This window comes from Rhizobium sp. KNZ2-6A, assembly GCF_056755475.1.
The window spans coordinates 56,274-81,916 of sequence record NZ_JBNDIC010000030.1; the positions used below are offsets into that span (position 1 = coordinate 56,274).

Sequence of the window (25,643 nt, forward strand, 5' to 3'; positions counted from 1 at the left end):
TTTCAGCGCGGTGTGCCCTGACGGGCGATTTTGGCTTGCATGGCTGATTTCGTACTGGGGGCGTCACTATCCTCGTTGCGCCGGTGTCGATCTCGCAAATTGCGGCCTGCACGATAAGCTCCGCGCCCGGCAGCATTGCTGCCGCGAGCTACCGCCAGTGGATATCGCACTCCAAATCGGTGCGCGATCCCGTTCGCGGCATTGCCTACCCCTGCCGCAATGCCGGACGTAATGCCGTGGCCAAGCGACTGGATGTAGAGCATGACGAAAGCGCCGGCAGCGCAAAGCAGGACGAAGCCGGCGACGTCGGCAAGTGTCAGCGTTCTTGAACCACTTGCCGCATCGATCTTTGTCAGTTCGGGGTTCATGGCGGCGATCAAAAAGGCCGCGATCACATAGATATAAAGCGGGATCAACGCGTAGGTCAGAACTTGATTGAACCAGCCGATACCGTAATTGCGGGTTTTCTCGAACAGCATGCAGGAAAGAAAGATCGGTGCGGTCCCGATCAGCACCCAAAGCATCACTTTGGCGAGGATCAGGATGGCAAGAGCGACGGCGATGAATATTCCAGTCGCGAGCATGATCAGGAAACCGATCATGCTGGGGAGAACGGCAAAATAACCGGACTGTTCGGCAAAGGTGGCTGCTGCCTGATTGGCAGTCTGCCAGATCATCGACATGCCGTTGGTCGGCTCGGTGATGCCGGTGCCAGAGGCAGCGAGAATCGCGCGACCAACATCTTCCGGCGTGTCGTTAATCCAGCGATAGACGAAATTGTTGAAGTTGCCCCAGGAGCCGACGAGCACGATGATCATCACCATGCGAACGATACGGAAGACGATCTCCCCGACGCTAAGCCGCGCCATCCCCATGACGAGCTGCAGGCCGTACCAGGCGACGTATGCAATGAGCATCAATCGCAAAAGCAACGCGATCTCGTTGCCGACGATCGTGTAGGCCTGCTCAGAAAAGCTAGCGCCGGAATTTTCAATGCGGTTGAGGAGGTCGCCGAGGAAATCCTGCATGTTACTCCTGAGTCTCCTCAAGAACACCGATCGCGGCAAACGCGTGTTTCGGATTGTTGACGGCGCGCATCGGGCCGCATTCGCGCCGTGGGTCCTCAGTGAAGGATGCGACGTTGGCCGGCCGCTTGCAGGGCGCTGTCTTTTCCTTGACGGTCCCGCAAGCGGTCAAAGTCAGGCAAAGCGTTGCAAGCACGATCTGATCAGGGGCGCGCAGCATCATCATTTCCCGTAGGTGAGCATTTTTTTAGTATTGGAAATATCGGTAAGGCGACGCTGATTTTCTGCCTGCAACGAGGTGACGGCTCCGTTCATGACACCGATCATCTCATTGAGCGTCAGTCCCGATTGCACCTGAAGCTGCGTATTCTGATCGATCGAACCCTTGATATCTTCGGCGGTTCCGATCCGACTTCCCGCCTGTTCGAAGGCGCTGCGTCGGCCCTTAATCGCCTGTTGCGACCCGTTGATCAGTGCAGAAACGCCGAGCACCGTGTTGACAAGTTGCTCATAGGACTTGTCGCCCGAGAAGCTACTGTCCTTCCTACCGGAGAGCGATTTTACAAGCTGTAGTCCGTTGATGAAGGCCGTCGCGGTGCGGCTGACGTCGCCGCTCATGCTGCCGAAATTCGGCACACCATCTTTCAGTATGCTGTCGAAGGAAGGGACTGCAGAGACAGTGAAGCCGTTGCCAACGGCAAGATTCTTCAGCGGGTCTGCTATGCTGCCGCGATCTCCGGTGACGGCCTTCAAGGTGTCTTCGACCGTGCTCAGGATATTCTTGTTGGTGTCGAGAATTCTGTTCGTTGTTTCCGCGGTTTTTTTGGCGACCTCGTAGTTGGTTCGGTCGATCACCGGCACATCGGCGAGAGCCGCGACAGGCAAGGCAAGCAAAGTCAGGCTACTGCAAACGATCGTTTTCATGCCTTTTCTCCTATGATTGAGGTTGCAGCATCAGCTGAACCTGGTTCTCGCTTTCCCGCCTCTCGACGCAGATCTGTTCGATGTCGTCCCAGATCAGGTTCTGGTGTGGGTCACAGATGCGGGTGACGTTTCGTGTCCCCACTTTTCCCGGATCTTGATCAGAACCTCGAGAAGAGCCGGAGAGATTGGCAGATGAGACTGCGTTGCGGGAATTGATCAGATCCGCCATCGCAGCGCCGAGCTTGATGACGTTGTTCATCATCTCAAGATTGGCGTTGCGCACAGTGGAATTGTGATCCCAGCTGTCTTGTATAGTGCCCGTTTGTAGCTGCCCGACCTGCTGGTACCAGCTTGCAACGTTGGACAAACTGCCAGCGGTCGCCATCGTCGTTCCCATGGCATTCATGGTAGACGAGCGCATTCCAGTGTAGGCCGTTTGCCCACCCCCGAAATTGAGGGGTATTCCCGCTTTGTCCGAACCACCGAAGGCAGGAAACCACTGCTGTGTTATCGAGGCGACATAAGCTTGCGTTTCCTTGAATGGCGGGACGCCGGCATATTTGTTCACATTGCCCGGCCCCGAATTATAGGCCGCAAGCGCCAGCGAGATATTGCCGCCGTAGCGCTCCAGCTGTTGTTTGTAGTAGCGGGCACCACCACGTAGGTTCTGCTCTATATTGTTCTCGTCGACGCCGAGCTCGGTCGCAGTGCCGGGCATCAATTGGGCAAGGCCAGTGGCGCCGGCGCCGGATTTGGCGCAAGGGTTGAAACGGCTCTCTTGATAGATCAGGGCGAGGAACTGGTTCTCATCGACACCTTCCTCGCGGGCCACACGCCGCACGAGACCGGAGATCTCCGGATTGGCCTCTGCCGATCCGACAGGATCGCTCCGGCGTCCGGGGCGGTACATCGAGCAGGTGACTGATGTGTGGATCGTGTTGCGCTTATGATCGGTATCCTCGATGCCAGTCGTCGACGCGTCGCGATTCCGGCGCTCATCGAGGCTCGTATCGTCGGCAACAGGCACATCGGCCCATGCCGCAGAAGTGAAGATCGTCGACAGTAGGATTGTCGGAAGCGTTGCCGACCTCATGGGTCGTCCTCCCACCTGCAGAATTTCGTGAGCCATCCAATGGGATCATCGCCATGGGCGTCGCGCAGACGCGTGCATTCTTCGATCGTTTCCTTTCGGCCAGAAAGCACCTTGATGAGATCCGGCATCGATCCGAGATCAAGCCGGGCAATTACACTGTCATTTCCATGTTTGATCAGGAAAGCGCGCTTCTCCGGTGGCGTATTGCGGATGAAATGGAACTCCTTTGCCGTCAGTCCGAAGCGATGGACATAACTTTCCTCGTCGGCGCGCGGATTGGGAAAATGGATGTTGGTGGCGGATTGCTCGATGAGCGTGTGCGCGGCGGGCGAGCGCACGATATCGGCTGCCGATTGCGTACCGAAGCCGACGATACCGTTCAGCTTGCGGATCGTTTTCATCTTGTCGACGATGAAGTCGCTGAAGATCGGATCCCGCAAGAGCCGCCAGCCCTCATCCATGAAGATCATGACTGGCGTGCCGTCGAAGAGCTCGTTGAGGCGATGATAAATATACATAAGCGCTGGCGTGCGGACGTCATCATTGTCGAGGATGCTGGTCATGTCGAAACCGAAGGCGTCGCGACCGGAAAAGGACAATACGTCATGCGGCGCGTTGAAGAGCCAGGCCTTCTCGCCCTCGATCCAGGGCCTGAGCCGGGCATGAAGGTCGTTGGGATCGGCGCGTGAACGGCCAGTCAGTAGGTCCGCGAGATTGGCGAGATTGCGCTCGGCTGCCGGCTCATGCATCAATCTGGCAATGGCGCGCTCGAGAACGTCTTCCTCTTCTTGGGCAAAGCTGTCTCCGTCTCCCCGGCGCAGCATGGTCTTGAGCAGCCTTAGGAGGAAATCGCGGTTCTCGCCGGTATTGTCGAGCTGCAGCGGGTTGAACCCAGCCCGCGTGCCCGGAGTGAGAACCTCATAGGCGCCGTTCATCGCGCGGATAAAGATCTCTGCGCCCCTGTCCTTGTCGAAGAAGACGGCGCGGGGATTTGGGCGGACACGGAAAGCCTGAGCAAGCAGGAAAGTGAGCGCGACAGTCTTGCCCGATCCGGTTGGCCCGGTCACGAGAAAATGGCCGATATCGCGCTGGTGGAAATTGAACCAGTAGGGCGTCTGGCTGGTCGTCTCCAGAATGGTGATGGGACGTCCCCAATGCAGGTCTTCCCTCTGGCCGGACGCGAAATTGTGCATTGATGAAAGGCCGGAAAAATTGCCGCTCGAGAGCATCGCCCTACGGGCGATGTAAGAATGATTGCCCGGCAATTGCGCCCAGAACGCCGCCTCCATGTTGAGGTCCTCGCGCAGCCAGTTGATGTTCATGTCGGTGAGGCAGGCGCCAAGGTCCGAGACGGCTTTGTTGAGGTCGTTGAGATCACGCGAGAGGCAAAGCAGAGACAGGTGATGGAAGCCGAAAACGGCTTCCTGATTGAGGAGACTGTTCAGCGCGAAGTCGATATCATTTTCCACGTCGCTGCCGGCTTCGTCGGAGGCAGCGATCTGGCGCTTTAGTCGCGTGATCCGTTCCTGGGCGATAGGCTTGTCTGCGACCGTAAACGACTGCGTGAGAATGAATTCGTGATTGACCTGCAACAGCCCGTCCAGCATCCCTGGACCTGTGAACGGCGGGTATTCCTTGATCGAAAGCATGGCGCCGAAGCGGTTGTCTTCCCGCACCGCACCTTGCGCTTGTAATGTTCGCCGGGAAAAGTGCAGCCGTGACGTTCCGACATAGTTGGCGATCCCCATTCGTGGCAGGCGCATATTGCGCGGGACGCCACAAGTCAGAATCATGTTCAGGAACTGGCAGGGTTCCGAATAAGGTTCGCCCTCCCTGTATGTGATCCCGAGTGTGCGGGCGCCGTATTTGGCAAGGTCACGGACGATATTATCGGCGAGTTCCTCGAGCTCGCTTATCGCCTCACGGAGTTGCTCCGCTTCGGCAGCACGCCCCGCAGCTTTGTCGAGAAAACGCTGGATGCTATCGCCGGCAGAGAGTGCGCCGCGCATGCTGGAGCGCAGGACAGTTAGATAGATCTCGTTGGTGAACATCCGCTTCTGCCTGAGCGCCGCCATGTAACGCCGGTCGAGGACATCGCAGAAGCGGTCTTCGAATTCGCCGTCGATGACTGTGCCGATCTGCCGCCGGATGACGGTGGACCACAATGAAAACCGGCTTGATCCGAGCGCACGGATCATTGTGTTTTGGACCACCGAACGCATGTTGAGTTCGGCCTGATCCTCCGTCTGGAAGAAGAGACCATCCAGCCGGATGACAGTCATCAGCGCGCCGCTTTCCAATCGAAGGACTGAATCGGCGACGTGACGCAGATAGGGAATGTGGCCTGCCATCGGCCGCTCCCTTTGACCAACCGTGCCAAAGCCTAATTCATCGCGAATGATGTTCAGCATTGTCACGGCCCGTAGGAATTGGCACCCCAGAACATCTTGTTCGGTGTCCGGCCTGTGCGCCGTGTTGCGACCTGAAGGACGTCGAGGATCCGGGCATCCCAGGTGCAAAGTGTGAACAGTGTCAGGTAAGTGACCGGTGCAGTTAGAAAGGCCCAGATCGTATTGGAGGCGAGCCAGGCGATGATGGTCAATCCCACAATGATCACGCCGGCGAGGTACGGCACTCCCCATAGCGTCGGTGAGCGGGTGAGGCCGATGACCAAGGGCGTGAGAGCAGGCTTTTCGAGATCGTTGCTGTTCATGATCAAGAGCCCACGATTGCGATCAGGGCGTCGACAATGGATGGTCCGCCGAAGACAAGCCCGATACCCATGGCAACACCTCCGGCCAAAAACCAGCTGAGCCTGCCGACCCAGGCAAGGAAGCCCATGGACATCACCGCGATGATTGCGCAGAGCCGACCGAAGGGGCCGGTGATGAAGTCCACAACGGCCTGGAAAATCGCTTGAAGCGGCGCAAAGGCTTGTCCGAGTTGCTGGGCAGCGGCGATGTCGACGAAAGCCAACTGCGAGACGGCGATGGTCACTCCCGCAACGACGGCACGGTGTCGGTGACCAGAGAATGAATGAGATAGTTTCCTCATGTCTTTGTCCTCTTCCATGTCAGAATTTCATGACGCCATCGACGAAGCGGCCGCCGGACACGGCGCCGATGACGCCGTTGTCCAGGGGACGCCTTGTCGCTTTGCTTGCAGCTTCTTCGGCTTCACGGGACCGGAGCACGAGCTGAAAGTTCAGGATTTCCGCGAGATAATTGATTGTCTCGGCGTAGGGGGGAATTCCGTCATGATCACGCACGGCCTTAGGTCCGGCGTTGTAGGCGGCGGCAGCCAGCAGTGGATTCTGAAACTCGTCCAAAAGAGAGCGCAGATACCGGATGCCGCCGTCAATGTTGGCAGCAGGATCGCAAACATCACCAACGCCGAGATCTCCTGCCGTGCCCGGCATCAGTTGCATCGGGCCACGCCCGCCTCTCGGGCTGTTGCGGATACGGTCGAACCGGCTTTCGGCCCAGGCAATCGCTGATGCGAAGTCCGGCTTGACGTCGTGTTTCCGTGCCGCGGCCTCGACAAGAGCGACAATCTGTTTTGGCGAAAGGGACGATGTGGGGCAAGGATCTGCGGAGGAGAGATGCCTAATTTTATTATCTCCAGTGTTCCTTGTCGGCTGGCTGTGAACCGCCGAGCGCATGACGGGTTCGTCATCGGAAAGATACCTAAATTTGTTCTCAGCACCTTGGTCGGGCGCGGATGACACAGTGCCTATCGGATCAAGGTAAAATACCCGGCCTGCGCCGGCTGCCGGCGCAGGCATGGGGTTGGATGGTACCAGGTCCACAATATCGATCTCGGATAAAAGTCTATTTTTATCAAATAGATGCAGATCATCGGCGGCGACTGATCTGTTCGCCAGGCCCACTATCCACACTACGATACCGATGTATTTGAATCTGCCTTGCATAGGATAGACCACCACGTTTCCTGACCATGGAATGATCGCCGAGAGGGATTTGAGTGTCGATTCCGATTGCGTTGAATTACTAATTTAGGTAATGCTTACATCAAAGATTTCGAATATAAAAGAGGAAATTTCTATCTTTCTCCAAATCGCGAGAGATATCAAAAATGGATATGACGTATCTTCGAGAATTGGTAAGCGGGTTGGTTTGCGCGGCGCTTATCGGTACTTCGGCACAGGCGGCCGGCTCGGTGAACCGAGATTACATCCGCTCGCTCGCAGCACCCGGAAAGACCGTGCTGGTGATCGAATATTATGGTGGCGACACGACGGTCTCCGGCCGGAAGGGCTTCGCCTCAAGTGAGGGCTTCAGGGCGATTTCGCCGACTGACTTTCGGATCGACGAGAAAGTATCTTTGCACCTTTACGGGCTTGAACCGTGTCGCGGCGAGATGGTCAACCAGAAGGAAGGCTTCGCGGGATCCTGCGACGACTACGCAAAGGAGCAGCTTTCCATCAAGCTGAGGGCTGCCAAGGTCGTTTTCTGTCGCGCCTTCCTGACAGAAGAGAAGTCAAAAATGCAGGATGCGACCTGTTTCGGCTACTATGCCTATCCTGGCACGCTCGACACCGTGGACAATATCGAGGAGCAACTGGTTTCGATCGGTGCGCTGAGACTTTCGCGCAAATCGGACGGTAGCCCGCTTCGGGCCGATCTCGTCGACGCTGAAAGGATCGGGCGACGGGGGCTTGGTATGTGGGCCGATCCAAAAGTTCGGGAGGACGCGAATTGAGGTGGCATCTTTTCCTAATCCCGATTGCGATCTTGGCGGACGACGCGCGGCTTACGACGACGGTTGTGTTGGTAACGGGTGATAGCTGGCTTGGGCACGGCGAACTCTATCGCCTTTATGGAATGCAATCCTGCTCACGTGGCACCTTTTTCACCGATCGGAGTGGTCAAAGGCGGGATTGTGGGGATGCTTCCGTCGCCGTTCTTGCAGCGTTCATCAAGGACATTCGGCCTCAATGTATCCCGGTCACCATTGCTGATGATACACACTTCCTCCTTTCCTGCGGGAGCGTCGACGGCGAGCGGCTTGATTTAGCGATTGTGCTCATCTTTGAAGGCTATGCCTTCGCGGCCCTCACCGTAAATGGCCTGCCAATCCATATTTCCGATGACGTTGCGAAACAGCAGGCGAGAGCGCGAAAGGCAGGTCTTTGGCAATTCTCCGATGTTGCGCATCCGGCCCTGCTTTTGAGCCGTGCTGCCCGGCAGCGTGAGGGTCGATGACATGGATGTGAAGCTCATTCTTGCGTCGGCGATTTTCCTGAGCCCTGTTCTTGCGATTGCAGCAGATCTTGTTCAGGGCTCCCCCGTGACTGGTCCGGGTGGAGAAGTTCACCGATGGACGATGGAAGGACGGGCAACGGTGTTTGATGGGAGAACCCTTTGGTTTCCGACACAAGGCCGCGCCGTAAGACTGGCTGGCATTGATACGTGCGAATTACCTCAATGGGCTTTCGATCCAAAGAAGATGACGAATGTCGTTGGTCCGGCACTCATCCCTGTGCCCTGTGGGGCCATAGCCAAAGCATGGCTGAAGCGCGCGATCGGATCCAAAAGCGTCTCGTGTGATATTACAGTTTGGGCCGCCGACGGCGCTCTCGCCGGGACATGCCGGGCGAGCAACCGAGATCTGGCTTTCGAATTGCTGCGCGTCGGATTGGCCCGAGTGGTCATCGGTAATGCTGGTCGTGCAGGTTACGCTGGTGCGCAGCGCTATGCGATTGCGGCACGCTATGGGATGTGGGGAACATTTGTTCTCGACATGGATGAATGGCGTGCCAGGGCGATCGACCGAACGCTTGATCGTCGTCCTGTTGCCGACATCAATTTGCTGAAAGGGAGAAAAGCGAAGATTGCGCCGCAATTCGCTGATGCGTTAGCCGGCAGAACTCCGAGGGACTGAAATGAGATCGCTTGTATTTTTCTCCGCCTGCTGTGCAAGCATCATTTCATTTGCTTGCGAGGATGCCGGTGCCAGCGAATGGGGTTGCGAGGTGCTTCTCTGCGCGGCATCCTCGGGTCCCTCCTGGCAGTCTATTGCGAGTTGTCGGCCACCGATGGAAAAGCTGATCAGCGTGATGAAGAAGCCTGGGTTTTCCTGGCCGACATGTCCGGAAGGCGGAGCCGGGAAACCCGGATTTGAGCAGTATGCCGATTGTCCTGCGGGCTGGAGCCCGGCAAAGGGTGAAGATACTGGAAGCGGGACCGGTCGAGGTCAGTTGTCCCAATGTAGACGTACCGTCGGCGGATGTGGTCGAGAGAGCCACGCCCGTGGAAGGGCGTTGCTAGAAAGGGGTAACGGCGTCCGACGTGTCTATTCGGACGGTCACTCCTGTTCCTACACGGAGTTCATGAAGAGGCCTCTTCGTGACAAGCCCTACTATTTCGACATCAGAGACAACGAAACAAATGCCACGAGTCGACACTTCTTTGATCTGAGGAAATAGGCAGGCCAATCCGCGCGGCCCTTGGCGGCGCCAGCGCGGATCCACTGCGCTTTCTCGGCGTCCTCATAAGGGAACCCGTCAGGGCTATGATGCTCCACCGAAGCGGTGTCCCAGTCGTCGTCCCTGATGCCTCCCGGTATGCCGTCCACAAGCTCATCGTCGCCAGCCGCCGAAACACCGACGGGCAAGGGCCGGCGAAGCGAGAGAAGGACCTTCGTCAAGCTGCGCTGCTCTTTGAAGCCCTGGAGCAGACAAGGAGATCTGCCGATTTGGCGCTCGTCTACAATGAAGCATGGGAGCGCGGGCCTGCGTGGCAAGAAGGTATTCGAACCGGGGCGGGAATGCTGCCGGCACAGGATGCCGAACGCCTCCACACGGTCCTGATCGAAGGCGCAAAAAGAAATCGCGAAGAAATTGAACTTCCGTTTGGGGATAGGCTGTCTTCCGCTTCGAAGCCCCAACAGTTGATTTGATTCGACGCGGCGAAGACAGATATCGTGCCGAGAGTTCATATCCGCTCAAGAGCAAAAAGAATGTTCGTACCGCTTTATTCCTTTGGTTTCGGCTTCCATCGTTAACCGCGGCTTTGTGCCTGTATCCGCTTGCATCGCTTTTGAACGTTGCGGGTAATGCGTTCAAGAACACCCGTCGGATCGCCAGCCATCGCAGCGATTTGCAGTGCGACGTCATCGCAGGTAGCGCTGACAAGCTTAGCAAGTTCCTCCACTCGTCGGACGGTCGATGCGGCACTCAATCCGACCTTCTCAGCGAGTGTTTGCCAATCCGCTCGCCGCAAGTCGGGCGCAATGAAACGCCCGCCAATAGCCTGCGGCAGGCTCTGATCCACCTGGTGATACACGGCCGCGCACACCAAGTCGTAAAGAGGCGCTATCGTTGCTGATCCACCGGCACCAATCAGGATCGAGTAGTTTTTGGCGTGGGAGTCGGAGTTGCAGATCAGCACGTTAAAGACCACTGCGTCCAGAAGCTTCAGCCGCTCCGCAGGCGAAACGAGATCGCTAATGGCGTCGAACATCATCGTTAGGTTCACGCCGCGCCCCGTCGATGATCGTTCGTATTTCTGCGACGGGAAACGACCCGTTAGCTGACAGAGATCTTCTTGATGTAGTCTGCGTATATCTCCTCGAGAGTCGGTGAAGCGGTCGTAGCGCTTCACCAGCAGATAACGTCGTTTGCCGGCGATGCCGACGGTGACTTCAGCAGCTTTCAATCCGCAGGCCTGCGCCAGAGCGAGGCAAAAGGCTTCGTTTTCGACGCTTCCCGCGAGTCGACGCGTATCTGGCTTGATGATATGGGTCGACGGCGTTCCGTCGATCGGGATGGAAATCCTGCCGTCTTCATTGACGAGAACTGGCAATTTCTCCTGCACACCCGCAAGCGACATGGAGACGCCGCGCTCTCCGACCAGAAAGGGTTTGGCCGGAAGCTCGTTGAGGATGTGCTCCAGCGACTCCTCGTCGGGAATGGGCTGGAAGTTGACGCCCGCCCTTCGCGGCTTCCCGATCGACAGCGCCCCGGCCGTATCGCGGCCGATGTGGCCAAGCAGGCCTACGATGTCCTGCGGAGAGACCTTCAGCCGTTGGCCGATCTCTGCGAGATGCGTTTCTGGAAGCAGGTTGGCGAGCCATGGCAGCAGCCTGTCGGCACCAACAGGCCCTGAGCGCAACGGCATGGTCAGTGACACTGGGAAGGCCGAGCGGCGCGCTTCCCAGGTTGGATCATAGTCCAGCCGCCACTCGCCTTCGAAGGTCAGATGGGCAACGGGGAAGGTTTCGTAGAAGATGGTTGTCATCGACCGTCACCGAAGGTCGGCAGAAAGCCGAGGTCATCGTCGGATGAAGTTGGGTTTCCCTGAATCGTCCTGAGATCGCCGATCTCGATGCCGACGGTGCGCGCTACGATCAGTGCCTTCTCAAGTTGGCAACTCGGCTTGCCGGACTCCAACTCGACGATGAAGCGTTCGCCCGTCCCGGAGCGGGCGGCAAGCTCGGTCTGCGTCCAACCGAGGCCCTTGCGTTTTTCCCGAACGGCAACGCCGAAATCGCGTGCTGACCTGAACATCGAGCATCTCCCATAACGGCTTACCGTACAGGAAGATTCGTTGAAATACAATACGTTCCTTACCGATCGGGAAGTAACGGCGAAGACCGGAGGAAATCATCCCGATCGGAAAGCCTTATCTTTTGCAGCCGAAAGGCAAAAAGGGTCTGCTGAGCTGACAACGCTTTGACCCATGTTTGCATTTGAGTTTAAAAGTGAGGGGACGCCCACACTCTGAGATGCTCGATCATTACGGTCCCCCCTCAAACGTCGGCTCCGCCGTTATCCGGCAACTCAGTCAGCCATATTCCCCAAGAGCAGATTTACATGTCGCGCCGAGACAGACAAGTTTTGCGGGCGTCAGAGCATTGTTGGTTCTCGGGCAGTGAAGTTCACGACGCTTGGTTTCGCACGAAGGTGCTGGAAGCGCTGAACGACACTCGGCCCGACATTTCGGATGACGAAGTCGAGGCACACTTCGCAGAGCGCCGAGCGACAGCACGGCTCAAAGCAGTGGCCGCAAATTGTGAGCTGACGTGGTCGCGAACAAATTTCATTCCTTTACCATTTTGCGATACGTCACATTTTGTTCGAGTTTCAACAGCTTGCGCTCGTCTGGCGCTCGCGCCCCCTGTTGCTTTTGGCGCAGTTGCGTCTGTGCTTTCCTCTTTGCTTCTATAATCCGTCAATCAATCATGCGTCATATAACTCTTCTTGTCCCCATGTATATGTTTAGAATTGTCTCGCGGTATGCCTATCGCAGTTATGTCGGTTTAGGTCGGTTTAGATTGTAACCCATGGTCATCCGGCGGAAGCATCGATCTGGAGGCCGATGGGAAGGAAGTTGCAATTCACCACAATAGAGCTTGAGATTGATGGGTCAGTACATGCTTAGCGTCAGACTAATCAGTGCAAAATGAAAACGTAATTTTCCGGATCGGATGGGTGCACTACAGCTGAGATCATAACCCGAGCAAGGTTTTGAGCGAAGGACGTAGTGATGCCAGTTGAAATCGTGGATACTCTCGTTGTTGGCGCCGGACAGGCCGGAGTTGCGATGAGCGAGCATCTGAGCAAAGCCGGTATCAACCACGTCGTTCTCGAACGTAGCCGCATCGCCGAGCGGTGGCGTTCGGAGAGGTGGGACTCCCTGGTTGCCAACGGGCCGGCATGGCACGACCGCTTTCCCGGCATGGAATTCCCCGATCTTGATCCTGACGGCTTCCCGACAAAGGATGCTGTTGCGGATTACTTCGAAGCCTATGCAAAACAGATCGATGCCCCTATCCGCTGCGGTGTCGAGGTGAATCGCGTTGAAAGACACGTCGGCCGTTCCGGGTTTCGTGTGGAAACCACCGAAGGTATCCTCGAGGCCCAAAACGTCGTGGCCGCAACCGGCGCCTTTCAGGTTCCGATCATTCCGGACCTCGTTGCGAACGCGCCGGATATCGTCCAGATGCATTCCAGCAAATACCGCAATCCGGACCAGCTCCCGGAAGGCGCCGTGCTGGTGATCGGCGCCGGCTCGTCCGGAACGCAGATCGCCGAGGAACTGCTTTCTTCTGGCCGAAGCGTCTATCTTTCCGTTGGCCCCCATGATCGCCCGCCGCGCGCCTATCGCGGCCGCGATTTCTGCTGGTGGCTTGGCGTTCTCGGCAAGTGGGACGCGGAAACGCCAGGCCCGGGAACGGAGCATGTGACGATTGCTGTCAGTGGTGCGCATGGTGGCTATACCATCGATTTCCGTCGCCTAGCTCGGCGGGGAATGATTTTGCTCGGCCGCACGGCCGCCTTCGACGGGGCGGCATTGACGTTCTCGGAAGACCTGAAGCAAAACCTGGCGCGCGGCGATGCCAACTACATGGCTCTCCTCGATGAGGCTGACGCCTATGCGAAGAGAAACGGCATCGACTTGCCGGAAGATCCGGACGCCCGCAAGGTCGAACCCGAGCCAGATTGCGTTGCCAATCCCATCCTCAGCCTCAACCTAGCACAGGCCGGCATCCGCACCATAATTTGGGCGACTGGGTTCACTTCAGACTACAGCTGGCTCAAGGTGGACGCATTTGATGAACGCGGTCGCCCGAAGCATCAGCGCGGTGTTGCAGCGGAGCGCGGCATTTATTTCCTCGGCCTGCCGTGGCAATCGCGCCGAGGATCCAGCTTTATCTGGGGCGTCTGGCACGACGCCAAGCATCTAGCCGACCGCATTTCAACCCAACGCAAGTACAACGAATACCGCCCCTCGAGCCGAAACGGCGCCTGATGGTCCATAGCTGGTAACTGCCAGCCACAACAGAGCGGCTGAAACCAAATAATTTCCTACTCTGAGGAGTTCATCATGACACATACACGCATCCGCAAGTTCAACACGAAGGACACCTATCCCGAGCAGCAACTGGACAACGATCTGTGCCAGACGGTGGTTGCCAAGGGCACGATGGTCTTCGTACGTGGCCAGATCGGCCAGGATCTCGATACCTCCGCCAGCGTCGCCATTGGCGATGTGACGGGCCAGACCGAGCAGGCCATGGTGAATATCAAGATGCTTTTGGAGGAGGCCGGCTCGTCGCTGGATGACGTCTGCAAGATCACCATTTATATCGTCGATCCGCGCTATCGTGAAGCCGTATACCGCGTCGTGGGAAAATGGCTGAAGGGCGTGTATCCGGTGTCGACCGGCATCGTCGTTTCGGCTCTTGCCCGCCCGGAATGGCTGGTGGAAGTCGATGCCATCGCCGTCATCCCGGCATAAGAGCTGCTTAGGCAGACCTTATGCCCAAGGCCGATAAATCCGAATTTACAAGCCGCACTTTCGTGCCAATCTCCATCTCGAGATGATCAGCGGGGCAGTCAACCGGTCAAGCAGGGAACGTTCATGCAAAAGAAAAAGATCGTAATGGGGGGACTTTTCGAGGCGAATGGCTACCATTCCGCCGCCTGGATGGTAGATGGCGCGCAGGACAATTCGGCGACCGACATCGATTACTTCCGAAACATCGTGCGTACTGCGGAGCAAGGGAAGATGGATTTCTTCTTTCTGGCCGATACGCCTGCAGCCAGAACCGAAGATCTGGATTTCTGGAGCAAATCTCCGCTCTATATGAACATGATGGAGCCGATCACTCTTTTGTCGGCGATCGCAGGCTCAACGTCGCATATTGGGCTGGGGGCAACGGCATCGACCAGCTTTTACGAACCCTACAACATCGCCCGGCTATTTGCCTCGCTGGACCATATCAGTCATGGTCGTGCCGCCTGGAATGTGGTGACCAGCGCCAACGACTATGCTGCACGAAATTTCGGGCTCGATCGGTTGCCGCCCCATGCAAAGCGGTATGAGAAGGCCCGCGAATTCTTCCAGGTTGTGCAGGCGCTGTGGGACACTTGGGAAGATGATGCTTTTATCTTCGACCGCGCAAACGCGCGCATGTTCGATCCAAAGAAGATGCATGTTCTTGATCATCAGGGCGAATATTTCAGGGTTCATGGCGCTTTGAACATGGCGCGCACGCCGCAGGGCAAGCCTGTCATCTTCCAGGCTGGTGCTTCCGAGACCGGAAAGGAATTTGCCGCCGAGACGGCGGAGGTCGTGTTCGGGACCGGTTCCGATATCAACGAGGCGATTGCGTTTTATAACGATCTAAAGGGCCGCATGGCGAAATTCGGCCGCGATCCCGACAGCCTCAAGGTGCTTTCGGGAGTGTCCATTATCGTCGGTGACAGCGAGGCGGAAGCACGCGAAAAATGGGCCGAATGGCAAGAGTTGGTGCCGATCGAGGTCAATCTCATGTACCTGAAGACGGATCTCGAAACCGATCTTTCAGATCTGCCGCTGAATGAACCAATCCCGGAACATCGCGTCCCCAAATCCTCCAATTTCCATCAGGTATATTTCAATGAGATTGTTGGATTGATCCGCGAAGGGCTGACACTGCGGCAGGTTTGCAAGCGTTATAATCGCAGCAAGGCAATCATCTATGGTACCGGCAAGCAGGTGGCCGATCAGCTGGAACATTGGGCGGAGGCCGGCGCCAGTGATGGCTTCATGGCGGCATTCCCGGTGCTTCCGCAGAGCCTCACCGACATGACGGAAAAGGTGATACCTGAGCTGCAGCGCCGCGGGCTGTTCAGGACAGAATATGAGGGCGCCACATTGCGCGAAAATCTTGGCCTCGATCGTCCGGTCAATCGGTACGTGGAGAAGGTCTCGACTATAGCCTGATTGACCGTTCTCGGAGAGGGCAGCGACGTCCCACATCCCAGCACAGCCTAACGAGAGTGGTTGGGTCCGAGAGCGCCGCAATCGCCATCGATCGGACGCCGCCATCCCCGGCGGAAATGTTTGACATCGGTGATTTTCCGTTGCTTGTGAAGGGGATGACGAAGACCCCAAACTTGCAAAAGATCGGCCAGTGATGCGTTATACGCTGAGACAGATCGAATATTTTATCGCTACGGCCGAAACAGGCAGCATTACCCTTGCGTCAGAGCGCCTGAATATTTCCCAGCCTTCTATTTCAACGGCGATTACGCAACTCGAGCAGGAACTCGATGCGCAACTATTCGTGCGCCATCATGCAAAAGGTCTTTCATTGACGCCCGCGGGCCGCAGTCTTCTTATCGAGGCGAAAATCCTCGTTCAGCAAGCGGAGCATTTGTACACGATTGCTTCGGAGGCGACCGACAAGGTGAGGGGACAGCTGTCGCTGGGATGCCTGGTAACGCTTGCCGCCATGGTGATGCCTGAACTATCCCATTCCTTCACGACGGCTTTCCCTGCGACCAGGATTGTTCAGACAGTCAGCGATCACGAGTCGCTTCTGACGAAACTCGAGCGAGCAGAACTGGATATCGCGCTCACATATAACCTCATCGTGCCGGAGCAATTCGATTTCCTGCCGCTTGCAAGCCTGCCGCCCCATGTCCTGGTCGCCGAGAGCAGTCCTCTTGCCCGGTATTCATCGATCAGTCTGGCTGAGCTTGTGGATGAACCGATGATCCTCCTCGACCTGCCGATAAGCCGAGAATATTTTCTGAATTTGTTCGCAGACATGGGCCTGAAGCCGACCATAACAGATCGCTCACAGCATCAGGAAGTCATCCGCACGATGGTGGCCAATAATTACGGCTACACGCTCGTCAATGTTCGGCCGCGTTCCGACGTCGCCATGGACGGTCGAAAAGTGGTTCGTATAGCGCTGGCAGGCGAGCAGAAGCCAATGGTGATCGGCGCCGTTTCCTTGCGGCATAGCAAGAAATCGCGGCTGCTCGAAGCATTTGAGCGCCACTGCCAGTCTTTCGTTTCCGACACTTACATACCGGGCATGGTTGCGCCAGTCATGGGGCGCCGTAAAGTCACCAAGTAAACGGTGCTAAGCTTTTACCTAATCTGCGTCTTATGAAATCCTACTTTAGCCTCGCTTTGCGCACGACTATCCTCGCCGCTTTAGGGCAGATGGATCTTGTATGGACACCCTTGATTTTCTGGCAAAGCTTGTTGCTTTTCCAACTGTTAGCGCGTTGAGCAACCGGCCGCTCATGGCCTATGTCGCAGATCACCTCACAGCCAGCGGTTTTACATGCGAGATGTTCGAGGATGCGACAGGCGCCAAGGCGAGCCTGTTTGCGACGATCGGACCGGAGTCCTCCAAGGGTATCGTGCTTTCTGCGCATGTTGATGTTGTGCCGGCCAAGGCAGATGAGTGGGACACAGACCCATACACCTTTGTGCAGGTCGACGATCGCGTCTTTGGCCGCGGTACCACTGACATGAAAGGTTTTGTGGCCTGCGTACTCGCGCTTGCCGGACGGATCGACGAGAAGAAGCTGCAGAAGCCCCTGCACATAGCGCTTTCCTACGATGAGGAGATCGGTTGCGTCGGTGTTCGGCCGATGTTGGATATTCTGGCCCAGCGCGGCTTGGCGGCGGAGCTCTGCATCGTCGGGGAGCCTACCTCCATGCAGATCATGTGCGGCCATAAGGGAAAGGTCAGCACTCGTGCGACATGCAGAGGGATCGCCGGTCATTCGGCGTCGGCGCCGCATTATCTGAATGCGATCCATCTGGCGTGCGATTTTGTTGCCGGCCTCCGTGCAGAGCAGGCGCAACTGGCCAACGCAGGCCATTTCGACCGGGAATACGACATTCCCTACACGACACTGCATGCCGGCAAGATATCAGGCGGCACCGCGTTGAATATCGTACCGGAATTGGCCACGGTAGACTTCGAAATTCGAAACGTTCCGATGGACAATCCGGAGGAGATACTTGCCCGCCTCGAATACCACGCCCAACAGATCGCTCGAAGTGCGTGCGAGTTGCCTAAAGGCGCGGGGATCGACATCGAAGTGCTCAACGCTTATCCAGGCCTTGACATCGCGCCGGATGCTTCTGCGGTCATGCTTGCCCGCCAATTCATTGATACACAGGCCACGGCGAAAGTTTCGTTCGGCACGGAGGCAGGACTTTTTGCCGCAAAGCTCGGAATGCCGACGATCGTGCTAGGTCCCGGGTCCATGGCACAGGGCCACACATCTAATGAGTTTATCGAGATCAGTCAGCTAAGAGAGTGCGACCGGATGCTTGTTAAGCTTCAAGCGTATCTCGAACGACCCGCGAACTGAGCGGGGACTGGCATCGCAGAACCGACTGCGTTTGCGTAGCGGATGACGATCACGGCGCGGAATGTCGAAATAGATCGGAAACCCCTAAGCAAAAGCTTGGAAACGAATATTTTCCATGAGGCCAAGGAGCCGCAATACTCCTGCTACCGGCAAAGTTAGGCGCCGCGAGAAGTGCATCCGGCAAGAAAGCCGGCGCGGAAAATTATGTAAACCAGCAGATTGGAGACGGGAAATGAGTGTGACAGGCCAGCCGGATCCGGACACCAGGGCAGAATTCCTGAAGGGCATGTCACTTGCCGCCTGCACGGTAAACATCGTGACGACGGACGGCGCGGCTGGCCGCTTCGGCGCTACCGTTTCGGCCATGTCATCGGTTTCTGCCGACGGCGAGTGGCCCACACTTCTCGTCTGTATGCATCACAACGTCAGTGCTACTCCGGCGATCATTGAGAATGGTCATTTCTGCGTTAATGTGCTCAGAGACGATCAGGTGGCCATTTCCGACGGCTTTGCCCGACGGACAGCAATCACGGACGGGGACAAATTCTCGTGCGCAACATGGTCCGGCGGTCGCTATGGGCAGCCGCATATCGTTGGAGCCCTGGCTCGTTTCGAGTGTCGCCTGCAAAGCAAGCAGCAGGTGGGAACGCATTTCGTCTTTATCGGTGAGGTACTTCACGTCGAGACAGAGGCAGCCGGATCACCGCTGATCTATTCCAATCGCGCTTACGGAACGCTTGGGCGTTTGTCCGAAACGGCCGTTGCAACAGCGTGAGCAACGAGGATATCCAGATGTCTTTCCCCACACCAATCCGGCGCTTTGACAGCCAAGCATATACGGACCTCATGGCGTTTGTCCGAATCCGGATCGACGAGAATTCTGCCCTGTCGGAAAGTGTTTCGGCCGCACGCACTGCCCATGAGGTCATCCAATGACATTCTCCATTTCCGCACGCTGCCCGCAGTCCGGCATGTTCGGCATCGCGATTTCCTCATCGTCGCTGGCCGTGGCTGCCCGATGCGCGCACGCCAAGGCTGGCGTGGGTGTCGTTGCAAGCCAGAACATTACCGATCCGGCGCTTGGACAGCGCGGCCTCACTTTAATGGCAAGCGGTCTTTCCGCGGAACAGGCCTTGCAGGAGTTGCTGAAGGATTACTCGTTCGGGGCATGGCGACAGCTGGCACTCATTGATGGGAACGGTCTTACAGCCGGGTTTTCCGGCGAGAAAGCGCTGGGCATTCATGCGATTGCGCAGGGCGACAACGCGATTGTCGCGGGCAATCTTCTCGAAAACGACGCAGTTCCGGTCCGCATGCTGGCGGCGTTTGAAGCCTCCGGCGGGGCGCTCGGGGATCGGCTTATTGGCGCTATGAAAGCCGGTATGGCGGCTGGGGGAGAGTCAGGACCGGTGCATTCAGCTGGGCTCTACCTCGTCCGTGACATGTCCTGGGCCGTGGCAGACCTTCGGATCGACTGGACTGACAATGACCCGATCGAGGAATTGTCGCAGCTTTGGGACCGCTACAAGCCGCAGCTGGAAGACTACGTCAACCGAGCAATCTATCCGCGTTTGGCACCGAGCTACGGCGTCCCCGGGGACGAATAGCAAGCGCGATCCCGGTAACGACTTCAGGGTGCAGGCTGGTGCTGCGCGCGGCAATCACGTTTGCTATATGGCACATTAAAAGGCGAAACGCACATTAAATGGCCGCCGACCAATGCTTAGGCATCTTCTATTCACTAGGCCCGAATTTAGTAATTTACCTAAACCAATACAGCAGTCTTACTGTCTCTACAGGTGCCGTATGAGACGAGCTGCAGAAAGTAGGCGATGACACATATGCCGGATAGGTTTGTTGCTTCGGATAAGTTTCCGCCTCAGTCCGAAGTTGTTAAATTGCATGCGCAGGGCCTCTACAAGACGTATGGCAACAGCATTGCACTGCATCCAGCGGAATTGAAGATCCGCGCTGGCGAACTGCTCACACTTCTCGGACCTTCAGGTTCCGGCAAGACGACGCTGCTGCAGCTTATCTGTGGGCTGGTGGAACCTTCAAATGGCAGGCTTATCATCGATGGTGTGGATCATACGCTGACGCCTGCCAATAAGCGCGGTATCGGCGTGGTCTTCCAGAACTATGCGCTGTTCCCGCATCTGACCGTGCGCGAAAACGTCTTGTTTCCGCTACAGATGCGACGTCTGAATGCGGCTGAAGCTGAGCGAAAGGCGTCCGATACGCTGGAGTTGGTGGGCCTTGCTGCTTATGGCAAGCGGTTCCCCGGCGAGCTTTCGGGCGGTCAGCAGCAGCGCGTGGCGTTGGCACGTTGTCTCGTCTACAGCCCCTCCATCATCCTAATGGATGAATCGCTATCCGCGCTTGATCGCAAGCTGCGCGAAAGCATGCAGATAGAGATCAAGCGCATCCACCGGGAGACGGGGGCGACGATCGTCTTCGTCACCCATGATCAGGACGAGGCGCTGGCATTGTCGGATCGTATCTGCCTGATGAATTCGGGCCACATCGAGCAACTCGGCTCACCAGAAGATATCTATGAGCGGCCCGCAAGCGCATTTGCTGCGGAATTCATCGGCATCACCAATCTCCTGCGCGGCCGTGTGACGGACAGGCAGATCGAAATAGAAGGCAGGATGGTTCCCCTGCCGGCCGGCGCGCTCCGTCCCGCAGGGGACACTGCCGCACTGGCAATCCGGCCAGAAAAGATGGTCATCGTCGACAGCGAACAGGCCTATCTGTCAGGGGTCGTGACGGAAATGATCTACGCCGGTTCTGAAACACGGCTGCTGATTAGCCTGGCAAGCGGCGTGACCGTGACGATGCGACGCAGCGCCGGCCTGCCGCCGATCGCGCTCGGCACCCGCGTCGGACTTGCCTGGGATGCGGATGCCGCCCGCTTTCTTAAAAGCTGAAGCGAACGGACGCGCAGGTCGTGAAAAGCCGAAACGAGCAACCAACTAAAAAAAGGGGAATGCAACATGTCGATTCTATCTTCCAAACTCTCAAGGCGGTCGATGTTGAAGACGGCGGCTGGAGCAGCAGCCATGCTTGCCGCACCGGCGATCTATACCAGGGGAGCCTTTGCCGCTGACGAGATAAGCGTCGCAGATGTCGGGGGCGCGCCTGGCGAAGCCATCAAGAAGGCCTTCTATGAGCCCTTCGAAAAGCAGACGGGTATCAAAGTCGTCGGCGTGGCGCAGGATCCGGATCCGGTTTCGCAGTTCAAGCTGCTCGTCGATACCAAGTCTTACATCTGGGACGTGTCGATGGTGACGCCGGATGCGACCGCACGCCTGACTGGGGAGAAGAATTACCTCGCGCCCCTTGGCATTACCAAGGAAGAAGGCGCCGATGTCCTGCCAGGCATGCTGACCGATACTTGGCTCGGCTTTTCCGCATTCGCCATCGTCATGGCCTACCGCACCGACAAATTCGGCGGAAAGCCGCTGACGAGCTGGGTCGATTTCTGGGACGTCGAGAAGTTTCCAGGTCGTCGGGGGCTTTACAAGGACGGCTGGGGCTTGCTTGAAATGGCGCTGCTCGCCGACGGCGTAAAGCCCTCCGAAATGTATCCGATCGACGTCGATCGCGCGTTTAAGGTACTCGACAAGATCCGCCCGCACGTCGATGTCTGGTGGTCGAGTGGCGCTCAGAACACGCAGATCCTGCAGAGCGGCGAAGTCGATCTTTCGGATACCTGGTCGGCGCGGGCAAACGCCGCCATTGCCGGCGGAGCGCCACTGAAGGTTCTGTTCGAAGGATGCTACAGCGTCGATGGGTGGTCCATTCCACTCGGCACTCCGAAGCTTGCCTTGGCACAGAAGTTCATCAAGTTCTGCCTGCAGCCGGAAAACCAGGCCGTTTACTCGCAGATCACGACGAACGGTCCTTCCAATACCAAGGCCTTCAACTTTATTCCGAAAGACCGTGCTGCATTGCTGCCAACCGCGCCAGAGAACTTCAAGAACCTCTTTGCCATGAACAGTGCATGGTGGGGCAAGAACTACGATGCGGTTGCTCAGCGGATGCAGGAATTCCTGCTCCAGTAGGCGCTAGGCCAAGAGCACGGGCATGCGCGGCTCGTCGCGCATGCTTATCCTGTTACGACCCAAGGTGAAAATATGATTGCGCTCGCCGTCCTGATTGAAGGTCCCGGAACCCATCCTGCAGCCTGGATGCACCCCTCGACGCGGCGTGGCGAGGTGACGGATATCGACTATTATCGTGCGTTGGCCCAGGAGGCCGAGCGCGGAAAATTCGACATGTTCTTCGTTGCCGATACCCCGGCTGCGCGTACTGTCAATATGAATGTCTGGAGCAAGTTTCCGATGTTCATGAACCAGCTTGAACCGGTCACCCTTCTGGCGGCCGTTGCCGGTTCTACAAGCCGCATCGGCCTTGGCGCCACGGTTTCCACGAGTTTTTTCGAGCCCTATAACATCGCACGCCAGTTCGCGTCGCTCGATCACATCTCCCACGGCCGTGCCGCCTGGAACGTCGTGACTTCGGCAAACGACTTCGCCGCCCGCAATTTCGGCCACGCCAAGTTGCCGCCCCACAATGAGCGCTACGCGAAGGCACGCGAGAGCCTGGAGGTCGTCAATTCGCTGTGGGATACCTGGGAAGAAGACGCGTTCGTCTTCGATAAGGAAAATTCCCTCAATTTCGATCCGGAAAAATTTCATCCGACCGACCACTCAGGGACGTATTTTAAAGTTTCCGGCGCTCTGAATATTGACCGATCTCCACAGGGCCGCCCGATTGTTATTCAGGCCGGGGCGTCCGAAATCGGCAAGGAGTTTGCTGCCGAGACGGCGGAAATTGTTTTCGGCATCGGCAACACCGTCGGGGAGGCCAAGGCCTTCTATTCCGATCTGAAAGGTCGGATGGCCCGTTTCGGCAGGAAACCGGAAGAGCTCAAAGTCCTATCGGGCATGGGAGTTTGCGTGGGCGCGACCCGGGCGGAAGCCGAAGCCAAGTATCGCCTGCTTCAGGAGCTGGTTCATCCCGATGTCGGGCGGGCGCTGCTCGGCTTCCACCTGGAAGTCGATCTCAGCCAGTTGCCGCTCGATGAGCCGATCCCCCTCGAAATCCTGCCGGCGACAGGCAACCTGCACAAGGCTTTCTTCGAGCGTCTGGTCGCAATCATCCGTGAGCAACGACCGACGCTGCGCGAACTCTACCGGACCTACGATCGCGGCACCCGCACCTTTTGCGGCACGCCGGCCGACATCGCCGACCTAATGCAGGAATGGCATGAAGCACAGGCCTGCGATGGCTTCATGCTGACGCTCAACAGCACCGCCAGCGACCTCAGTGATTTTGTCGACGGTGTCGTGCCGGAGCTGCAGAGGCGCGGGCTGTTCCGAAAGGACTACGAGGGCAGTACGCTCCGCGACCATCTGGGCCTGAAACATCCACCGAACAGCCGTGCGACAACGAGCACGGGCTGAGATTTCGCCATTGGCACCACGGGCATCGAGAGTGAACGAGATGACAGACATTGTATTGCCGGTTCCAGCGCAGTCAGTTCGTAAGGGCCGAAAAGTCGATCCTTTCTGGCTGGCCGTTCCCGGGATCCTGTTCCTTCTCATATTCTTTCTGGCGCCGGCCTTGCAGATGCTGTCCGTCAGCATATTCGACAAATCCGGTGATCTGAGTTTTGCGGCGTTCGAAAAGCTGTTTGGTACTGGCGTCTATTTCCGGGCGATGTCGACGACATTCACCGTTGCGCTTGAGGTGACGCTGCTATGTCTGCTGCTCGGCTATCCGCTTGCCTATTGGCTGGCAGGACGTGCGCCCCGTGCCCAGCGCATTGCCTTGATGTTCATCCTCATCCCGTTCTGGACGAGCCCGCTTGTGCTCAATTTTTCCTGGCTGGTACTGCTGGGGCGAACCGGAATCGTCTCGCAAGTGACATCATTGTTTGGCCATACGGACGGCGTCGATCTGCTGTTCAACCGCGGCATGGTGATATTCGCCATGGTTCACACCATGGTGCCGTTGACCGTCGTGACAATTTTGCCGATCATGAACAAGGTCGATCGCAAGCTGACCATGGCGGCAATGACGCTTGGCGCCAGTGCGCCCGAAGCCTTCTGGCAGATCTATCTGCCGTTGAGCATGCGCGGCGTGGCAACAGCCGGCCTTTTGACCTTCATATCAGCGCTGGGCTTTTTCATCACGCCGGCCCTGGTTGGCGGCCGGCAGGATACGATGATCACACAGTTGATCATCCAGCAGATCAATCGGCTGCAGAACTGGCAACTTGGCAGCGCTCTGGCGGTCGTGCTGGTGGTCGGCTCGCTGCTCGCGATCCTTGTCTATGATAGGCTGTTCGGCCTTTCCGCGCTTTCTGGCGACAGCGCACCGGCAGCATCGAGCCGGCGGACGCGAATACTCGGCCTTGCATCGGCGCGGTGGATCGGCAGGGCATGTGCCGCCATAGGTAGGAGCTACAATCGCACTTTCCCCGGCCTGCCGGCACGCCGGCTCCTATCGGCTTATTGTTGGCTGCTGATCTGCCTGCTGCTCTTTCCGATCGTCGCCTTCATTCCGATGGCGTTCACGGAAAGCAACTTCCTGAGCTTCCCTCCGCAGGGGTTCAGTGGCAAGTGGTTCGCAGATTACGGCGAGTCCTCGCTCTGGGTATCCGCAACCGTACGGTCGGCGCTCATCGGTCTCGCTTCCGCGGCAATCACGGTATTCCTCTGCTCACTCGCGGCGTTTGCAGTCGCCCGTTCGAAAGGTAAGCTGGGTGGCGCGGTCTTTATCCTGTTCGTGATGCCGATGGTGGTTCCTCCCATCGTCATAGCCATTGCGCTCTTCTATCTTTTTGCCAACCTTCATCTCATCGCAACCGACATATCGATCGTGATCGGTCACTCGGTCATCGCGGCGCCCATCGTCTTCGTGGTGCTGTTGGCAGTCTTCAAGGCGCACGACTGGCGTCTCGATCAGGTGGCATCGACGCTCGGCGCCTCCCGTCTGCAGATTCTGCGGCGGGTCACCCTGCCGCTGATCAAGGGTGGGCTTGCTGTCGGCTTCATCACCGGCTTCCTGCAGTCTTTCCAGGAGCTGACCGTTGCAATGTTCCTGGGCGGGGGTCTCAAGATGACGCTGCCTTTGCAGATGTGGAACGCGATTCTGCTACAAGTCACCCCAACTTTGGCTGCCGCATCGGTCGTTGTTCTCGCTGTCGTAATCGTCTTGTTTGCACTAGTTGAGGTCCTGCAAGGTAGAAGAGCGGCATAATAAAAGGAACACGAGAGCGCATATGTCATCAGGTGTTTTCGCTCGGGATTGAAATGGAACAAGGGGCCGAGTGTTCAAATCTCTTCAAGGCGCCTAATACCAATCGTCACTGAGTCTGACTCTCGGGCTTCCCAAAAGCCGACGAATCTGAATCGATGGCGCAAACAGGAGGTTTGCGATGGGTTCGGCGCTT

Annotated in this window: 24 protein-coding genes and 2 pseudogenes; 16 read left to right on the forward strand and 10 right to left on the reverse strand. The window is 57.3% G+C overall.

Features of this window, described 5'->3' with window-relative positions; genetic code table 11:
- Positions 1-2: 2 nt before the first annotated feature.
- Genes ACPYOP_RS20270 through ACPYOP_RS20305 form a run of 8 tightly spaced genes read right to left on the reverse strand, consistent with a single transcriptional unit; the run spans position 3 to position 6,973 of the window.
- Complete coding sequence (locus ACPYOP_RS20270; protein WP_481412133.1) at positions 3-1,028, reverse strand: TrbL/VirB6 family protein; 1,026 nt, start codon at positions 1,026-1,028, stop codon at positions 3-5.
- Position 1,029: 1 nt separating this feature from the next.
- Entirely contained in the window at positions 1,030-1,245 is a 216-nt protein-coding gene (locus ACPYOP_RS20275) for a hypothetical protein (RefSeq protein WP_481412134.1), read from the reverse strand.
- A 2-nt stretch (positions 1,246-1,247) separates the two neighbouring features.
- A complete protein-coding gene (locus ACPYOP_RS20280) occupies positions 1,248-1,949 on the reverse strand; it encodes a type IV secretion system protein (protein ID WP_481412135.1) in 702 nt (233 codons plus the stop codon).
- Positions 1,950-1,959: 10 nt separating this feature from the next.
- Complete coding sequence (locus ACPYOP_RS20285) at positions 1,960-3,042, reverse strand: lytic transglycosylase domain-containing protein (RefSeq protein WP_481412136.1); 1,083 nt, start codon at positions 3,040-3,042, stop codon at positions 1,960-1,962.
- Positions 3,039-5,453 (reverse strand): VirB4 family type IV secretion/conjugal transfer ATPase, encoded by a 2,415-nt coding sequence (locus tag ACPYOP_RS20290; RefSeq protein ID WP_481412137.1) that lies wholly within the window; start codon positions 5,451-5,453, stop codon positions 3,039-3,041. Before ACPYOP_RS20290 ends, ACPYOP_RS20285 begins: the two co-directional genes overlap by 4 nt.
- 2 nt (positions 5,454-5,455) lie before the next feature.
- On the reverse strand, positions 5,456-5,755 hold the full coding sequence (locus ACPYOP_RS20295) for a VirB3 family type IV secretion system protein (RefSeq protein ID WP_481412138.1): 300 nt from the start codon (positions 5,753-5,755) through the stop codon (positions 5,456-5,458).
- Between the two features lie 2 nt (positions 5,756-5,757).
- A complete protein-coding gene (locus ACPYOP_RS20300; RefSeq protein ID WP_481412159.1) occupies positions 5,758-6,096 on the reverse strand; it encodes a TrbC/VirB2 family type IV secretion system protein in 339 nt (112 codons plus the stop codon).
- Positions 6,097-6,115: 19 nt separating this feature from the next.
- The gene (locus ACPYOP_RS20305; protein ID WP_481412139.1) at positions 6,116-6,973 is read right to left on the reverse strand and encodes a lytic transglycosylase domain-containing protein; all 858 of its coding nucleotides are present in this window, start codon (positions 6,971-6,973) and stop codon (positions 6,116-6,118) included.
- A 164-nt stretch (positions 6,974-7,137) separates the two neighbouring features.
- Between ACPYOP_RS20305 and ACPYOP_RS20310 the strand changes: the two genes are divergently transcribed.
- The 4 genes and pseudogenes from ACPYOP_RS20310 to ACPYOP_RS20325 form a co-directional block, all read left to right on the forward strand.
- Positions 7,138-7,764: a hypothetical protein gene (locus ACPYOP_RS20310; protein WP_481412140.1), complete on the forward strand. Its 627-nt coding sequence runs from the start codon at positions 7,138-7,140 to the stop codon at positions 7,762-7,764.
- Positions 7,761-8,267: a thermonuclease family protein gene (locus ACPYOP_RS20315; RefSeq protein WP_481412141.1), complete on the forward strand. Its 507-nt coding sequence runs from the start codon at positions 7,761-7,763 to the stop codon at positions 8,265-8,267. Before ACPYOP_RS20310 ends, ACPYOP_RS20315 begins: the two co-directional genes overlap by 4 nt.
- 1 nt (position 8,268) lies before the next feature.
- Positions 8,269-8,946 carry a thermonuclease family protein gene (locus ACPYOP_RS20320; RefSeq protein ID WP_481412142.1) on the forward strand — a complete coding sequence of 226 codons (678 nt, stop codon included), beginning with the start codon at positions 8,269-8,271 and terminating at the stop codon, positions 8,944-8,946.
- A gap of 561 nt (positions 8,947-9,507) precedes the next feature.
- Positions 9,508-9,963 (forward strand): annotated as a pseudogene (locus tag ACPYOP_RS20325) (GSU2403 family nucleotidyltransferase fold protein); the annotation flags it as partial.
- Between the two features lie 101 nt (positions 9,964-10,064).
- Here ACPYOP_RS20325 and ACPYOP_RS20330 read toward each other — a convergent pair.
- Together ACPYOP_RS20330 and ACPYOP_RS20335 are read right to left on the reverse strand one after the other, a co-directional pair.
- Complete coding sequence (locus ACPYOP_RS20330) at positions 10,065-11,303, reverse strand: HipA domain-containing protein (protein WP_481412143.1); 1,239 nt, start codon at positions 11,301-11,303, stop codon at positions 10,065-10,067.
- Entirely contained in the window at positions 11,300-11,572 is a 273-nt protein-coding gene (locus tag ACPYOP_RS20335) for a helix-turn-helix domain-containing protein (protein ID WP_481412144.1), read from the reverse strand. The genes ACPYOP_RS20330 and ACPYOP_RS20335 overlap by 4 nt, the downstream gene beginning before the upstream one ends.
- A gap of 357 nt (positions 11,573-11,929) precedes the next feature.
- Here ACPYOP_RS20335 and ACPYOP_RS20340 point away from each other — a divergent pair.
- From ACPYOP_RS20340 to ACPYOP_RS20395, 12 genes and pseudogenes are all read left to right on the forward strand, one after another.
- Positions 11,930-12,070, forward strand: a pseudogene (locus ACPYOP_RS20340) (antitoxin PaaA2 family protein); the annotation flags it as partial.
- Between the two features lie 481 nt (positions 12,071-12,551).
- A complete protein-coding gene (locus ACPYOP_RS20345; RefSeq protein WP_481412145.1) occupies positions 12,552-13,817 on the forward strand; it encodes a flavin-containing monooxygenase in 1,266 nt (421 codons plus the stop codon).
- Between the two features lie 75 nt (positions 13,818-13,892).
- Positions 13,893-14,306, forward strand: coding sequence for a RidA family protein (locus tag ACPYOP_RS20350; RefSeq protein WP_481412146.1), 414 nt, complete (start codon positions 13,893-13,895; stop codon positions 14,304-14,306).
- Positions 14,307-14,429: 123 nt separating this feature from the next.
- Positions 14,430-15,776: an LLM class flavin-dependent oxidoreductase gene (locus ACPYOP_RS20355; RefSeq protein WP_481412147.1), complete on the forward strand. Its 1,347-nt coding sequence runs from the start codon at positions 14,430-14,432 to the stop codon at positions 15,774-15,776.
- Positions 15,777-15,969: 193 nt separating this feature from the next.
- Complete coding sequence (locus tag ACPYOP_RS20360) at positions 15,970-16,920, forward strand: LysR family transcriptional regulator (RefSeq protein ID WP_481412148.1); 951 nt, start codon at positions 15,970-15,972, stop codon at positions 16,918-16,920.
- 100 nt (positions 16,921-17,020) lie between these two features.
- Positions 17,021-18,178 (forward strand): acetylornithine deacetylase, encoded by a 1,158-nt coding sequence (argE, locus tag ACPYOP_RS20365; RefSeq protein WP_481412149.1) that lies wholly within the window; start codon positions 17,021-17,023, stop codon positions 18,176-18,178.
- A 232-nt stretch (positions 18,179-18,410) separates the two neighbouring features.
- Positions 18,411-18,953 carry a flavin reductase family protein gene (locus ACPYOP_RS20370; RefSeq protein WP_481412150.1) on the forward strand — a complete coding sequence of 181 codons (543 nt, stop codon included), beginning with the start codon at positions 18,411-18,413 and terminating at the stop codon, positions 18,951-18,953.
- 157 nt (positions 18,954-19,110) lie between these two features.
- A complete protein-coding gene (locus ACPYOP_RS20375) occupies positions 19,111-19,785 on the forward strand; it encodes a DUF1028 domain-containing protein (RefSeq protein WP_481412151.1) in 675 nt (224 codons plus the stop codon).
- Positions 19,786-20,076: 291 nt separating this feature from the next.
- On the forward strand, positions 20,077-21,108 hold the full coding sequence (locus ACPYOP_RS20380; RefSeq protein WP_481412152.1) for an ABC transporter ATP-binding protein: 1,032 nt from the start codon (positions 20,077-20,079) through the stop codon (positions 21,106-21,108).
- 66 nt (positions 21,109-21,174) lie between these two features.
- Entirely contained in the window at positions 21,175-22,245 is a 1,071-nt protein-coding gene (locus ACPYOP_RS20385) for an ABC transporter substrate-binding protein (RefSeq protein WP_481412153.1), read from the forward strand.
- Positions 22,246-22,317: 72 nt separating this feature from the next.
- A complete protein-coding gene (locus ACPYOP_RS20390) occupies positions 22,318-23,649 on the forward strand; it encodes an LLM class flavin-dependent oxidoreductase (RefSeq protein ID WP_481412154.1) in 1,332 nt (443 codons plus the stop codon).
- A gap of 40 nt (positions 23,650-23,689) precedes the next feature.
- Complete coding sequence (locus tag ACPYOP_RS20395) at positions 23,690-25,450, forward strand: ABC transporter permease subunit (protein ID WP_481412155.1); 1,761 nt, start codon at positions 23,690-23,692, stop codon at positions 25,448-25,450.
- The last annotated feature ends 193 nt before the right edge of the window (positions 25,451-25,643 follow it).

Coding starts and splice junctions, on each gene's coding strand:
- ACPYOP_RS20310 (WP_481412140.1), top strand. CDS start 7,138: ATGGATATGACGTATCTTCGAGAATTGGTAAGCGGGTTGGTTTGCGCG.
- ACPYOP_RS20300 (WP_481412159.1), bottom strand. CDS start 6,096: ATGAGGAAACTATCTCATTCATTCTCTGGTCACCGACACCGTGCCGTC.
- ACPYOP_RS20275 (WP_481412134.1), bottom strand. CDS start 1,245: ATGCTGCGCGCCCCTGATCAGATCGTGCTTGCAACGCTTTGCCTGACT.
- ACPYOP_RS20280 (WP_481412135.1), bottom strand. CDS start 1,949: ATGAAAACGATCGTTTGCAGTAGCCTGACTTTGCTTGCCTTGCCTGTC.
- argE (WP_481412149.1), top strand. CDS start 17,021: ATGGACACCCTTGATTTTCTGGCAAAGCTTGTTGCTTTTCCAACTGTT.
- ACPYOP_RS20390 (WP_481412154.1), top strand. CDS start 22,318: ATGATTGCGCTCGCCGTCCTGATTGAAGGTCCCGGAACCCATCCTGCA.
- ACPYOP_RS20360 (WP_481412148.1), top strand. CDS start 15,970: ATGCGTTATACGCTGAGACAGATCGAATATTTTATCGCTACGGCCGAA.
- ACPYOP_RS20270 (WP_481412133.1), bottom strand. CDS start 1,028: ATGCAGGATTTCCTCGGCGACCTCCTCAACCGCATTGAAAATTCCGGC.
- ACPYOP_RS20305 (WP_481412139.1), bottom strand. CDS start 6,973: ATGCAAGGCAGATTCAAATACATCGGTATCGTAGTGTGGATAGTGGGC.
- ACPYOP_RS20285 (WP_481412136.1), bottom strand. CDS start 3,042: ATGAGGTCGGCAACGCTTCCGACAATCCTACTGTCGACGATCTTCACT.
- ACPYOP_RS20345 (WP_481412145.1), top strand. CDS start 12,552: ATGCCAGTTGAAATCGTGGATACTCTCGTTGTTGGCGCCGGACAGGCC.
- ACPYOP_RS20295 (WP_481412138.1), bottom strand. CDS start 5,755: ATGAACAGCAACGATCTCGAAAAGCCTGCTCTCACGCCCTTGGTCATC.
- ACPYOP_RS20370 (WP_481412150.1), top strand. CDS start 18,411: ATGAGTGTGACAGGCCAGCCGGATCCGGACACCAGGGCAGAATTCCTG.
- ACPYOP_RS20395 (WP_481412155.1), top strand. CDS start 23,690: ATGACAGACATTGTATTGCCGGTTCCAGCGCAGTCAGTTCGTAAGGGC.
- ACPYOP_RS20330 (WP_481412143.1), bottom strand. CDS start 11,303: ATGACAACCATCTTCTACGAAACCTTCCCCGTTGCCCATCTGACCTTC.
- ACPYOP_RS20375 (WP_481412151.1), top strand. CDS start 19,111: ATGACATTCTCCATTTCCGCACGCTGCCCGCAGTCCGGCATGTTCGGC.
- ACPYOP_RS20320 (WP_481412142.1), top strand. CDS start 8,269: ATGGATGTGAAGCTCATTCTTGCGTCGGCGATTTTCCTGAGCCCTGTT.
- ACPYOP_RS20335 (WP_481412144.1), bottom strand. CDS start 11,572: ATGTTCAGGTCAGCACGCGATTTCGGCGTTGCCGTTCGGGAAAAACGC.
- ACPYOP_RS20350 (WP_481412146.1), top strand. CDS start 13,893: ATGACACATACACGCATCCGCAAGTTCAACACGAAGGACACCTATCCC.
- ACPYOP_RS20355 (WP_481412147.1), top strand. CDS start 14,430: ATGCAAAAGAAAAAGATCGTAATGGGGGGACTTTTCGAGGCGAATGGC.
- ACPYOP_RS20290 (WP_481412137.1), bottom strand. CDS start 5,453: ATGCTGAACATCATTCGCGATGAATTAGGCTTTGGCACGGTTGGTCAA.
- ACPYOP_RS20385 (WP_481412153.1), top strand. CDS start 21,175: ATGTCGATTCTATCTTCCAAACTCTCAAGGCGGTCGATGTTGAAGACG.